This is a genomic window from Thermaerobacter sp. PB12/4term, assembly GCF_003403315.2.
Classification (GTDB): domain Bacteria; phylum Bacillota; class Sulfobacillia; order Thermaerobacterales; family Thermaerobacteraceae; genus Thermaerobacter.
This window is the reverse complement of record NZ_CP048407.1, coordinates 1,501,448-1,513,889: the sequence shown is the minus strand read 5'-3', so window position 1 is coordinate 1,513,889 and position 12,442 is coordinate 1,501,448. Positions and strand designations below refer to the sequence as shown.

Sequence of the window (12,442 nt, the reverse complement as noted above, 5' to 3'; positions counted from 1 at the left end):
GATCGGTTGAAGTTCTTCGAGTACATGGCCAAGGAGGTCTTCCGGGAGCGGGGCATTCCCACGCCCCGGGGCCGGGTGGCGGCTACGCCCGATGAGGCCGCCCGGGTGGCCGAAGAGGTCGGCGGGCCGGTGGCGGTGAAGTCCCAGGTCCTGGCCGGGGGCCGGGGCAAGGCCGGCGGCATCCGCTTCGCCGACACGCCCGACCAGGCCCGGCAGGTGGCGGCGGACCTGCTGGGGCAGGAGGTGCGGGGCTACCGGGTCGAGCGGGTGCTGGTGGAGGAGAAGCTGCGCATCGACCGGGAGCTCTACCTGGGCATCGCCGTCGACACCGGCCGCAAGCTGCCGCTGGTCATCGCCTCGGTCCACGGCGGCGTGAACATCGAGGAGGTCCCCGAGAAGGACATCGTCAAGCGCCCGGTGGACATCACCCTGGGCCTCTACCCGTACTTCGCCCGGGGGATCGCCCGGCGGCTGGGCCTGGAGGGTGCCGTCGCCCGCCAGTTTGCCGACCTGCTCACCCGCCTCTACCGCATCTTCCGGGACTACGACGCCGAGCTGGTGGAGATCAACCCCCTGGTGATCTCCGGCGACCGCCTGATTGCCGCCGACGGGCGCCTGAACATCGACGACGACAGCCGCTTCCGCCATGAGGACCTGCCCGAGGTCAGCGAGGCCACCGAACTGGAGCGGCGGGTGCGGGAGATCGGGCTGTCCTACGTGGAGCTGGACGGCGACATCGCCGTGATGGCCAACGGCGCAGGCATCACCATGGCCACCATCGACGTGCTGACCGAGTACGGCGGCCGGGCCATGAACTTCCTGGACGCGGGCGGCGGAGCGGCCGTCGAGCCCATGGCGAAGGCCATGGCGGTGCTGGTTTCGACCAACCCCAAGGCCATCTTCGTCAACATCTTCGGCGGCATCACGCGCTGCGACGACGTGGCCAACGCCATCGTCACCGTCAAGCGGCAGCAGGGGATCCCCGTGCCCCTGGTGGTGCGCCTGGTGGGTACCAACGAGGACAAGGGCGTGGCGATCCTGCGCGAGCACGGCATCGAGGCCTTCCGGGACATGGGCGAGGCCGCCCGCAAGGCGGTCGAGCTGGCCCGGCAGGGAGGGGAGCGGTGAATGGCCATCCTGATCGATGAGCGTACCCGGGTGGTGGTCCAGGGCATCACGGGCCACCAGGGCAGTTTCCACACCGGCCAGATGATTGAGTACGGCACCCGCGTGGTGGCGGGCGTCTCGCCGGGCAAGGAGGGCCAGGAGGTCAAGGGCGTGCCCGTCTACGACACCGTGGAAGCGGCGGTGGAGAAGCACGGGGCCACGGCCTCCGTCATCTTCGTCCCCGCTCCCTTCGCCAAGGACGCCGTGCTGGAGGCCCTGGAGGCGGGGATCAAGCTGGTGGTGGTCATCACCGAGCACGTGCCCCTCCACGACGCCATGGAGATCATGGCCCGGGCCCGGCTGAAGGGTGCGACCATCATCGGCCCCAACACCTTCGGGGTGATCTCGCCGGGGAAGAGCAAGATCGGGATCATGCCCAATCAGATCTACACCCCCGGCCGGGTAGGCATCGTGGCCCGCAGTGGTACCCTTTCCTATGAGATCGCCGCGTCGCTGAGCCAGGCCGGCTTCGGCCAGTCCACCGTGGTGGGCATGGGCGGCGACCGGGTGGTGGGCCTTTCCTTCATCGACGTGCTCAAGATGTTCGAGCAGGACCGGGAGACCGAGGCCGTGGTCCTGGTGGGGGAGATCGGCGGTACCGCGGAAGAGGAAGCGGCGGAGTACATCAAGGGGATGAGCAAGCCCGTGGTGGCCTACCTGGCGGGCAAGCATGCCCCGCCCGGCAAGCGCATGGGCCACGCGGGGGCCATCATCGAGCGCGGCCGCGGCACGTACCAGAGCAAGGTGGAAGCCCTGGAGGCGGGGGGAGCCCGGGTGGCCGCCCTGCCCTGGCAGGTGGCCGACCTGGTGCGGGAGGCACTGCGATAGAGGAAGGGACGTGCATGGGGGCTCAGAGCCCGGCCCCGGGCCGGGGCGCCGACAAGGCCGCCTACATCCGGGAGCTCTTCGACACCATTGCGCCCGGCTACGACCGGATGAACCTGCTGATGACCCTGGGGCAGTGGCGCTACTGGCAGTGGCGGCTGCGCCGGCGGCTGGAGGAGCTGCCCCTGGACGGGGCGCGGGTCCTGGACGTGGCCTGCGGCACCGGCGAGATCACGGCCATGCTGGCCCGGCGGGTGGGACCTGCCGGCCGGGTCACCGGCCTGGATTTCTCCCCGGGCATGCTGGCCGTTGCCCGGCACCGGCTCGAGGCGCTGAGCCTCTCCGGCCGGGTCGACCTGGTGCAGGGCGACGCCCTGGACATGCCCTTTGCGGCGGGCCAGTTCGACCTGGTGACCATGGGCTTCGCCTTGCGCAACGTGGCCAGCCTCGACCGCGCCCTGGCCGAGATGGCCAGGGTCACCCGTCCCGGCGGCCGGGTGCTGATCCTGGAGCTTTCCCACAGTCCCTGGCCCTGGGTCAGGGTGCCCTTCCGCTGGTACTTCGAGCGGGTGGTCCCCGCCATGGGGCGGTGGGCCGCCCGCCGCTGGCGGGGGCCGGGTCCCGATCCCTACGCCTGGCTGCCCCTGTCGGTGCGGGGGTTTCCCGGGGCGGAGGAACTGGCCCGCCGCATGGCGGCGGCCGGCCTGGAAGGCGTCCGCTTCTGGCGCATGTCGGCGGGCATCGTCTGCTTGCATGAGGGGCGGCGACCCCGATGGGCGTGATCGTGCTCGGCATGAACCACCGCACGGCTCCGGTCGCGGTGCGGGAGCGCCTGGCGGTGGCCGGTGAGGGGCTGCCGGCGGCCCTGGCGGAGCTGGCAGCCTGCCCGGCCCTCGATGAGGTGGTGCTGCTCTCCACCTGCAACCGGGTGGAGGTGTACGCGGCGGCCTCCCACCATGGCCAGGGCCGGCGCCAGGTGCGGGACGTGCTGGCTCGCTGGGCCGGCATGGACCCGGACCGGCTGGAGACCTATCTCTATGTCCGGGAAGATGCCGCGGCGGCGCGGCACCTGTTCCGCGTGGCGGCGGGCCTGGACTCCATGGTCCTGGGGGAGAGCCAGATCCTGGGCCAGGTACGGGAAGCCTACCACGGGGCTGCCGCCGCGGGAACCTGTGGCAAGGTGCTGCACGGTCTCTTCCAGCAGGCCCTGGCGGTAGGGAAGCGGGCCCGGACGGAGACGGCCATCAGCCAGCATGCGGTGTCCGTCAGTTATGTGGCGGTGGAACTGGCCCGCAAGGTCTTCGGCCACCTGGACGGGCGGCGGGTGCTGCTGGTGGGCGCCGGCGAGACGGCGGAACTGGCCGCCCGCAGTCTGGCCGAGGAGGGCGGCTGCCGGCTGGTGGTGGCCAACCGGACCCTGGAGCGGGGCCGGCAACTGGCCGCCGCTTACGGCGGCGAGGCGGTGTCGCTGGGCGAGCTGCCGGCGGCCCTGGACCGCTGCGACGTGGTGATCAGTTCCACCGGCGCCGGGCGGCCCCTGATCACCGCCGCCATGGTGCGGGACGCCATGCGCCGCCGGCGGGGCCGGCCGCTGCTGCTGGTGGATATCGCCGTGCCCCGCGACATCGAGCCGGCGGCGGGCCGGCTGGACGGGGTGTTCCTGTACGACATCGACGACCTGCAGGCGGTGGTGGAAGCCAACCTCCGGCTGCGGCGGGAGGAGGCGGCCCGGGTCGAGGCCATGATCGACGACGAGGTCCGGGGCTTTGAGGGGTGGCTGCACAGCCTGGACGTGGTGCCTCTGATCCGCTCCCTGCGGGCCAAGGCCGAGGCCATGCGGCAGGAAGAGCTGGCCCGCGCCCTGCGCAAGCTGCCCCATCTGTCGGAGCGGGACCGGCAGGTCATCGACGGCCTGACCCGGCTGATCGTCAACAAGCTGCTGAACGATCCCATGGTGCGCCTGAAGGAGGCGGTGGCCGGAGGGCGCGGCCCCGTCTACCTGGATGAGGCTTTCACCGAGCTCTTCGCCCTGGACGAACCCGGCCCCGCCGGACGCCGCCCGGCGCCACAGGCGGGGCCGGCCGGTGCGGAGTCGGCCGGGGCGGAGCCGGCCGCCGGCGGGCCGGAGGGCACGGCGGGTCGCCAGGCCCGGCGGGGACAGGCCGCCGCCGGAGACGGCGCGGAGCCCGCGCCGGGAGGGGGCACCGGTACCGCGGGCCCGGCCGGTTCCGCGTCCGGTGATCCGGTGCTGGCCCTGCCCCGCCGTCGGTTCGGGGAAAGCGGCAGCGCCCGGGCATGAGCGGCAGGTGAGGCCGGGTGCAGGGCTGGCTCGCGTGGGGGTACGTGGGCATCACCTTGGGCTACGTGGCGGCCGCGGCCTGGCACGCCTGGGCCCTGGCGGGTTTTGCCCGGGACGGCCCGGCCCGGTGGCTTGTCTGGGTGACGTGGTGCGCCCACACTGCGTTGCTGGGCGGGGCGCTGGCTACCGGGCACATCCCCTTCGTCAGTCCCCAGGGATCGGTGTTCTTCCTGAGCTGGGCATGGATCCTCAACGGCATCTTGCTGGAGGCGCTGCTGCCCTTGCGACCCCTGGGAGCCTTCATGCTGCCCCCCGTGGTGGTGTTGCTGGTGCTGATGGCGGCGGGCGCCCCGCCGGCCCCCGGCGGCGCCCTCGCCGCCGGCCTGCCGGCCGGTACCGCAGCCGGCGCCGGGGTGCTGGGACCTGCGCCTGCCCCGGGGCAGGTGCCGGCGGCACCTGCCCCGGGCACCGCCGAGTCCCCGCTGCTTGGCGCCGGTCCATGGGTCTGGCTCCACGCCACCATCGCCCTTCTGAGCTACGGAGCCTTCGGCCTGGCCTCGGCCCTGGCCGCCATGTACCTGCTCCAGGAGCGGCAGCTGCGGGTCAAGGCCTTTAGTCGGCTCTACCGCCACCTGCCCGCCCTGGAGGAGATGGACCGGGCCTGCTGGTGGCTGGTGGGCAGCGGCTTCGCCCTGCTCACCCTGGCCCTGGCCAGTGGCACCCTGCAGGCCGGCCGCCTCTGGGAGGGGCCCTGGGCCCGTGACGGGAAGGTCCTTGCCAGCGCCGGCGTCTGGCTGTTCTACGCTGCCTGCCTGGCCCTGCGGGCATGGGCCGGCTGGCGGGGCCGCCGGCTGGCTTACCTGTCCCTGCTGGGCTTTGCCGTCATCCTGGTGAACTACCTGGTGGTGGGGCCGCACTGGTCGGCACGCCACGTGTTCTGAACCGGCCCGGCGGCCCGGAGCCGTGGGGGAGGGACGAGGTTGACAGCAGCGGTCCTGCGCATCGGCACCCGCGCCAGCGCCCTGGCACGCATCCAGGCACAGTGGGTGGCCCGGCAACTTGAAACCCACCATCCCGGCCTCCAGGTCGAGCTGGTGCCCGTGACGACGCTGGGAGACCGCAACCGGTCGCGGCCCCTGTACGCCCTCAGCAGCCCCGGCGCTTTCGTCAAGGAACTGGAGGAGGCGCTGCTGGAGGGGCGCATCGACCTGGCCGTGCACAGCGCCAAGGACGTCCCCACCCGACTGCCCGAGGGCCTGGAGCTGGCGGCCTTTCCCCAGCGGGAAGACCCGGCCGACGCCCTGGTCCTCCCCCGGGCGGCGACCGGCCGGCTCTCGGTGATGGGCCACGGCGGAGAGGAGCCGCCGGACAGCGAGGCCCGTGACCTGCTGGCGGCCCTGCCGCCGGGCGCTCGCGTGGGCACCAGCAGCCTGCGCCGCCAAGCCTGGCTGCGGGCCCGCCGCCCGGACCTGGCGGTCGAGCCGGCCCGCGGCAACCTGGACACCCGCCTGCGCCGTCTCGACGAAGGCCACTGGGATGCCCTGCTGCTGGCCGCCGCCGGTCTCCGCCGCCTGGGGTTCGCCGGGCGCATCTCCGCGCTGGTGCCGCCCCTGGAACTGCTGCCGGCCCCCGGCCAGGGGGCCCTGGCCGTGGAGATCCGGGCCGGGGATGAGGCGGTGCGCCGCCGGGTGCAGGTGCTCGACCGGCCCGAGGTCAGCCGGGCGGTGCGGGCGGAACGGGCCTTCCTGGCCGAACTGGGGGGCACGTGCCGAGTGCCCCTGGGGGCCTGGGCGCGGGTGGAGGGCGGCCGGCTCGTCATCGACGGCATGGTAGCCGGCCCCGCGGGAAGCCCTTGGCTCACCGGTCGTGGCGAAGGGTCCCTGTCCGATCCGGAGGGCACGGGGCGCCGCCTGGCGGAACAGCTGCTGGCCAAGGGAGCTGCCGGCGTCCTGGCCCAGGCGGGGGTCATGGTGGAGGCCGCGTCGCGGCCGGCGGCCGGAGCGGGCGGCCCCGGGGGGCCGGCCTCCCGGGAAGGGGGAGCGGGTGGCGGTGACGGCGACGGGGGATGAGGGGCACCGCAGGAAGGATCCGGCCGGCCCCGCCGGGTCCCAGGAGCCGGCCGGGGCCTGGGTGCCCCCGGAGGCGGCCTGGCCGCGGGCGCAGGTCCCTGCACCGGACCAGGGCCCGGCGCAGGGAAGGGAGGCCGTCCTGCCCTCCTCCATGGTAGGGGGTGGGGACGACGGCGCCCCCGACCTGTGGGCGCCCCCGGGCTGGATCTACATCGTGGATGGGGGACCGGGCGATCCCGGGCTGGTGACGGTGCGGGCCAGCCGGATCCTGCAGGCGGCGGAGGTGGTGGTGGCCGATCCCGGCCTGGAGGCGGTGGTCGAGGCGTGGCGGTCCCCCACGGCCGCCCTGTGGGTGGTGCCAGCGGCAGCGGCCGCCGCTTCCGGCTCCGTGCCCCTTCCTTCACGCCTGCAGGCGGCGGGCCGGCTGCCGCCCCAGCACCTTCCCCAGCGCCTGGCCCGGTGGGCACGGGCCGGGCTGCGGGTCGTCCGGCTGGTGCGGGGCGGTCTACCGGGCGGGGAGATGGAAGCTCTGGTTGCCGCGGGAGTGGGGCTCATTCCCGTGCCCTGGCCCGGTCGACTGCCCGCGCCCGGCGGCGGCCCTGCCCCCGGGGAGGCCCCGGCACCGGGTGGCCCGGGTGGGCTGGCGGCCGCCGGGGCTCAGGCGGCGCGCGGGGCCGCCGGGTCCGAGGCGGCGGACGCGGTCGCCGGTGCCGGCAGCGGGGAGGTGCCTTCCGGCACCGGGGCGCCGGCCGCGGTGGCCGGCTGGGTGGCCCCGCCCCTGGCCGGATGGCGGGTGGCGGTCACCCGGGCTCCCGAACAGGCCGCGGGCCTGGCCGAGCTCTTGCGGCAGCTGGGGGCCACGGTGGTGGAAGTCCCCCTGATCGGCGTGGAGCCCGCCGCCGGCGAGAGGGAGCTGGACCGGGAGCTGGAGTCTGCCTGCGGCAGCTGGTGGGTCCTGACCAGCCGCAACGGCGCCGCCGCCCTGGCCCGCCGGCTGGACGCCCTGGGCCGGGATGCGCGCGCCCTGGCAGGCGCCCGGGTGGCGGTGGTGGGGGAGGCAACCCGCCGCTTCGTGCGGGAGGCTTTGGGGCTCCGGCCGGATCTGATGCCGGCGGAGTTCACCGGCGCCCGGTTGTGGGACGAACTGGCCCGCCGCATCACCCCGGGACAGCGGGTGGTCTGGCCCCGGGGCGACCGGGCCGGCCTGGCTGCCGCCCGGCCGGTGGAGGCGGCCGGCGGGGACCTGCGGGCTCCGGTGGTCTACCGGACGGTGCTGCGGCATGATCAGGCGGCGGTGCTGATCGAGCTGCTGGCGAACCGGCAGGTGGACGTGGTGACCCTGGCCAGCCCCTCCGCCGCCGAGGCGCTGGCCGAGGCAGCGGGCCCCGGGGGGCCGGGCCGGTTCTTCCGCGGTGATGGGCAGGGGGATGGGGCGGGCCGGCCCCGGGTGGTGTGCATCGGCCCCCGCACGGCCCAACGGGCGGCCGCCCTGGGGCTGCCGGTGGACGGCGTGCCGCTCCGCTACACGGCGGCAGGACTCGTGGCAGCTCTCCTCGAAATGAAAACGGCTGGCGGAAAGGCTTAAAACGCCCAATGGGCGGAGTTCCGGCCGGCCAGATCCCGGCTCCCGGCGGGATGCCCGGCCCTGGCCGCTGCGGCGGGGGCTGGACACGGACCAGCCCGGCCGGGCGCCGGACGCGCATCCGAGGTGACTTCCATGGCGTTCCCCGTACACCGGCCGCGCCGGCTGCGCGCCACCCCCGTGGTCCGCAGCCTGGTGCGCGAGACGGACCTCACCGCCGACCGGCTGATCTACCCCATGTTTGTGGTTCCCGGCAGGGACGTGGTGGAACCCGTGCTTTCCATGCCGGGGGTGGAGCACCGTTCCGTGGACCGGGCGGTGGAGCGGGCCCGGGAGGTCTATGGGCTGGGGATCCGGGCGGTGCTGCTGTTCGGACTCCCCCGGCAGAAGGATGACCGCGGCAGCGAGGCCGCCGACCCGGACGGCGCCGTCCAGCAGGCCGTTGCCGCCCTCAAGGAGGCCTTGCCGGACCTGCTGGTCATCACCGATGTGTGCCTCTGCGCGTACACCAGCCACGGCCACTGCGGCATCCTGACCCCCGACGGCCGCATCGACAACGACGCCACCCTGGAGCAGCTGGCGCGGGTCGCCCTGTCCCACGCCCGGGCGGGTGCCGACTGGGTCGCCCCGTCGGACATGATGGACGGTCGCGTGGGTGCCGTGCGCAGGGTGCTGGACGAGCACGGCTTCCAGGACACGGCCATCCTTTCGTACGCCGTCAAGTATGCGTCCGCCTTCTACGGGCCTTTCCGCGAGGCGGCCCACTCGGCACCGGCCTTCGGCGACCGGCGGACCCACCAGATGGACCCGGCCAACGTCCGGGAGGCCCTGCGGGAGGTGGCTCTGGACCTGGAGGAGGGGGCCGACCTGGTGATGGTGAAGCCCGCTCTGGCCTACCTGGACGTGATCCGCGCCGTGCGCCAGCAGTTCCCGGTCCCGGTGGTGGCGTACAATGTCAGTGGCGAGTACAGCCTGATCAAGGCGGCGGCGGCCCAGGGCTGGGTCGACGAGCGGGCCGTGGTGCTGGAGACCCTGACGGCCATGCGCCGGGCGGGAGCGGATGCCATCATCACGTATCATGCGCCCGAGGTGGCCCGCTGGCTGGCTTAGCTTCTGGCGGAGGGTGATGGCGGCTGGCTCCGCCGGCCGCAGCGAAGGGGGCCATGCGGGGGCGGGGCGGCACGACCTGGGCCGCAAATGGCCGGGAAGGCTGCGGGGCGGTGCGGGCGACGACCGCCTGGCCAGCCTGCACGGCGCGGGGTCCGGGCGCGGACCGTCCCGATCCGGCCCGGGTTGCGGCGGCAGAGGCGACGGGATCGGGGATCCACCCGGTCCCGGAGCCCGGAGGCTGGGAGAGGGGTGAACCGGGATGGCGAAGGAACCGGCAGCGGGCGCCCCGGCGGAGGCCGCGGCCCCGGGGCGGGAGCGGCGGCCGCGTTTTGAGACTCTGTCGGGAATCGAGGTCAAGCGCTGTTACGGGCCCGAAGACGTGCCCGACGCGGCGGCCGCCCAGCGGCTGGGCGTGCCGGGCCAGTGGCCGTACACCCGCGGCATCCACGACACCATGTACCGGGGCCGGCTGTGGACCATGCGCCAGTTTGCCGGCTTCGGCACTGCCGAGCAGACCAACCGGCGGTTCAAGTACCTGCTCAGGGAAGGCCAGACGGGGCTGAGCGTGGCCTTCGACTTCCCCACCCTGCTGGGCTATGATTCCGACCACCCCATGTCCGAGGGCGAGGTCGGCAAGCTGGGGGTGGCCGTGGACACCCTGGCGGACATGGAGATCCTGTTCGACGGCATCCCCCTGGACCAGGTGTCCACGTCGATGACCATCAACGGGCCGGCGGCGATGATCTTCGCCATGTACCTGGCGGCGGCCGAGAAGCAGGGGGTGCCCTTCGACCGGCTGCGGGGGACCATCCAGAACGACATCCTCAAGGAATACATCGCCCAGAACACCTACATCTTCCCGCCGCGCCCCTCCATGCGCATCATCACCGACATCTTCGCCTTCTGCGCCGACCACGTTCCCCAGTGGAACACGGTCAGCATCTCGGGCTACCACATCCGCGAGGCCGGGTCGACGGCGGTGCAGGAGCTGGCCTTCACCCTGGCCAACGGCTTCGAGTACGTGCGGGCGGGCATCGAGGCGGGGCTGGACGTGGACCGCTTCGCGCCCCGGCTCTCCTTCTTCTTCAACGTGCACAACGACTTCTTCGAGGAGATCGCCAAGCTGCGGGCGGCGCGGCGCATCTGGGCCGTCGAGATGCGGGAGCGCTTCGGGGCCAAGGACCCCCGCTCCTGGAAGATGCGGTTCCACTGCCAGACGGCGGGGTGCACGTTGACAGCCCAGCAGCCCGAGATCAACATCGTCCGGGTCACCCTGCAGGCGCTGGCCGCGGTGCTGGGGGGCGCCCAGTCGCTCCACACCAACTCCTTCGACGAGGCCCTGGCCCTACCGACGGAGAAGGCGGTGCGCATCGCCCTGCGGACCCAGCAGATCATCGCCGAGGAGAGCGGCGTGACCAGCACCGTCGATCCCCTGGGCGGCTCGTACTTCGTGGAGTGGCTGACCGACGAGATGGAGCGGCGGGCCCGGGACTACTTCCGCCGCATCGACGAGCTGGGCGGCGTGATCCCCGCCATCGAGGCCGGGTTCTTCCAGAAGGAGATCGCGGACGCTTCCTACCGCTACCAGCAGCAGGTGGAGTCCGGGGAGATCACCGTGGTGGGGGTCAACAAGTACGTCCTGGAAGATGAAGAGCAGCCCGAGATCTTGCGGGTGCCCGACGAGGTCCAGCAGCGGCAGATCCAGCGGCTGCGGGACATCCGCCGCACCCGGGACAACCGGCGGGTCAGCCAGGCCCTGCGCGATCTCAAGGCGGCGGCGCGGAGCGGCGAGAACCTGATGCCGCGCCTGCTGGAGTGCGCCCGGGCCTACGCCACCCTGGGCGAGATGTGCGACACCTTGCGAGAGGTCTTCGGCGAGTATCGCGACCGGGCGATCTTTTGAGCGAGGCGGGAGAGGCCATGGAAACCACACCGGTGACGGTGAACGAGGCGCCGGGCGCCCACGGCCCCATCCGCGTGCTGGTGGCCAAGCCCGGCATGGACCGCCACGACCGGGGTGCCAAGGTGATCGCCCGGGCGTACCGGGACGCGGGGATGGAGGTCATCTATACCGGCCTCCACCAGTCGCCGGCGCAGATCGCCCGGGCGGCGCTGGAAGAAGACGTGGATGTGGTGGCGCTGAGCATCCTTTCCGGCGCCCACAACACCCTGATCCCCCGGGTCTGCCAGGCCCTGCGGGACGTGGGGCGGGATGACGTGGTGGTGCTGGTGGGCGGGGTGATCCCCGCCGAGGACGTGCCCCGGCTGCTGGAGGCCGGCGTGGAGCGGGTTTTCGGTCCGGGTTCCAGCACCGAGGAGATCGTGGCCTTCACCCGGGACGCCGTGGCCCGCCGACGGGGGGAGACCGTGTGAGCCGGGCGGCCCGGCCCGATCAGCTGGCCGAGGGAGTGCTGGCGGGGGACCGGCGCGCCCTGGCCCGGGCCATCACCTGGGTCGAGAACCGCCACCCCGGCGCCGACGAGTTGCTGCGGCGGGTCTATCCCCGTACGGGCCGGGCCCATGTGGTGGGCCTGACGGGCGCGCCAGGGGTGGGGAAGAGCACCCTGGCCGCCGCCCTGGCGCGGCAGCTGCGGGACACCGGCCAGCGGGTGGGGCTGGTGGCGGTCGATCCCTCCAGCCCTTTCACCGGCGGCGCCCTGCTGGGCGACCGCATCCGCTTCAGCCACGGGCCCGTGGATGACGGCGTGTTCTTCCGCAGCCTGGCATCCCGGGGGCAGGTGGGGGGCCTCTCCCGGGCCACGGGAGACGTCATCCACCTGCTGGATGCCGCCGGCATGGACACGGTGCTGGTGGAGACGGTGGGAGCCGGCCAGTCGGAAGTGGAGATCATGCGCTACGCCCACACGGTGGTGGTGGTGCTGGCCCCTGGCCTGGGGGACGATGTCCAGGCCGCCAAGGCCGGCATCCTGGAGGTGGGCGACATCCTGGTGGTCAACAAGGCGGACCAGCCCGGCGCGGCCCGGACGGTGCAGGAGTTGAGCCAGATGCTGGACCTGGGAGCGCCCCGGGATCCCGGGTGGAGACCGCCGGTGCTGGAGGCGGTGGCGGCCGCCGGGACGGGCGTGGACGAGCTGGTCCGGACCCTGCGGCGGCACCGGGAACACCTGGAAAGCACGGCAGCCGGCGCCCTGCGCCATCGCTGGCAGGCGGAAGAAGCGCTGCGGCAGCAGGTGCTGGCCCGGCTGTGGGAGCGCCTCAAGGCCGGCGGCCGCTGGGACGAGCTGGCCCGCGCCGTGGCCGGGCGGCAGCTGAGCCCGGGGGAGGCCGCGGAACGGCTGCTGGCATTCCTCCGCCAGGATCCGGCCCGCCCGGGGCCGGCATCCTCGGGAGCGACACCCGACGCCATTCGGTTCCACGGCACCTGAGGAG

General features: G+C 73.6%; 11 protein-coding genes. All 11 read left to right on the top strand.

Annotation, left to right across the window (positions count from 1 at the left end; translation table 11 throughout):
* Positions 1-6 precede the first annotated feature (6 nt).
* Positions 7-1,128 (top strand): ADP-forming succinate--CoA ligase subunit beta, encoded by a 1,122-nt coding sequence (gene sucC / locus DYI95_RS06300; RefSeq protein ID WP_116900621.1) that lies wholly within the window; start codon positions 7-9, stop codon positions 1,126-1,128.
* Positions 1,129-1,995 (top strand): succinate--CoA ligase subunit alpha, encoded by an 867-nt coding sequence (sucD, locus tag DYI95_RS06295; RefSeq protein WP_116900622.1) that lies wholly within the window; start codon positions 1,129-1,131, stop codon positions 1,993-1,995.
* A gap of 14 nt (positions 1,996-2,009) precedes the next feature.
* A complete protein-coding gene (locus tag DYI95_RS06290) occupies positions 2,010-2,774 on the top strand; it encodes a class I SAM-dependent methyltransferase (protein ID WP_116900623.1) in 765 nt (254 codons plus the stop codon).
* The gene (gene hemA / locus DYI95_RS06285) at positions 2,765-4,291 is read left to right on the top strand and encodes a glutamyl-tRNA reductase (protein ID WP_116900624.1); all 1,527 of its coding nucleotides are present in this window, start codon (positions 2,765-2,767) and stop codon (positions 4,289-4,291) included. Before DYI95_RS06290 ends, hemA begins: the two co-directional genes overlap by 10 nt.
* Before the next feature lie 17 nt (positions 4,292-4,308).
* Positions 4,309-5,232, top strand: a complete 924-nt coding sequence (locus tag DYI95_RS06280; RefSeq protein WP_116900625.1) for an inner membrane protein YpjD — start codon at positions 4,309-4,311, stop codon at positions 5,230-5,232.
* A 39-nt stretch (positions 5,233-5,271) separates the two neighbouring features.
* The gene (hemC, locus tag DYI95_RS06275; protein WP_116900626.1) at positions 5,272-6,360 is read left to right on the top strand and encodes a hydroxymethylbilane synthase; all 1,089 of its coding nucleotides are present in this window, start codon (positions 5,272-5,274) and stop codon (positions 6,358-6,360) included.
* Positions 6,335-7,945: a uroporphyrinogen-III synthase gene (locus tag DYI95_RS13070; RefSeq protein ID WP_305849847.1), complete on the top strand. Its 1,611-nt coding sequence runs from the start codon at positions 6,335-6,337 to the stop codon at positions 7,943-7,945. The genes hemC and DYI95_RS13070 overlap by 26 nt, the downstream gene beginning before the upstream one ends.
* A 132-nt stretch (positions 7,946-8,077) precedes the next feature.
* Positions 8,078-9,052 (top strand): porphobilinogen synthase, encoded by a 975-nt coding sequence (hemB, locus tag DYI95_RS06265; RefSeq protein ID WP_116900628.1) that lies wholly within the window; start codon positions 8,078-8,080, stop codon positions 9,050-9,052.
* A 259-nt stretch (positions 9,053-9,311) separates the two neighbouring features.
* Positions 9,312-10,955: a methylmalonyl-CoA mutase gene (locus DYI95_RS06260; protein WP_116900629.1), complete on the top strand. Its 1,644-nt coding sequence runs from the start codon at positions 9,312-9,314 to the stop codon at positions 10,953-10,955.
* 17 nt (positions 10,956-10,972) lie between these two features.
* Positions 10,973-11,425: a cobalamin B12-binding domain-containing protein gene (locus tag DYI95_RS06255; RefSeq protein ID WP_116900630.1), complete on the top strand. Its 453-nt coding sequence runs from the start codon at positions 10,973-10,975 to the stop codon at positions 11,423-11,425.
* Positions 11,422-12,438: a methylmalonyl Co-A mutase-associated GTPase MeaB gene (meaB, locus tag DYI95_RS06250; RefSeq protein WP_116900631.1), complete on the top strand. Its 1,017-nt coding sequence runs from the start codon at positions 11,422-11,424 to the stop codon at positions 12,436-12,438. Before DYI95_RS06255 ends, meaB begins: the two co-directional genes overlap by 4 nt.
* Positions 12,439-12,442: the final 4 nt, after the last annotated feature.

Bases quoted from the DNA above. Each gene is read 5' to 3' on its own strand.
- DYI95_RS06290 (WP_116900623.1), top strand. From the start codon at position 2,010: ATGGGGGCTCAGAGCCCGGCCCCGGGCCGGGGCGCCGACAAGGCCGCC.
- hemB (WP_116900628.1), top strand. From the start codon at position 8,078: ATGGCGTTCCCCGTACACCGGCCGCGCCGGCTGCGCGCCACCCCCGTG.
- DYI95_RS06255 (WP_116900630.1), top strand. From the start codon at position 10,973: ATGGAAACCACACCGGTGACGGTGAACGAGGCGCCGGGCGCCCACGGC.
- sucD (WP_116900622.1), top strand. From the start codon at position 1,129: ATGGCCATCCTGATCGATGAGCGTACCCGGGTGGTGGTCCAGGGCATC.
- DYI95_RS06260 (WP_116900629.1), top strand. From the start codon at position 9,312: ATGGCGAAGGAACCGGCAGCGGGCGCCCCGGCGGAGGCCGCGGCCCCG.
- hemA (WP_116900624.1), top strand. From the start codon at position 2,765: ATGGGCGTGATCGTGCTCGGCATGAACCACCGCACGGCTCCGGTCGCG.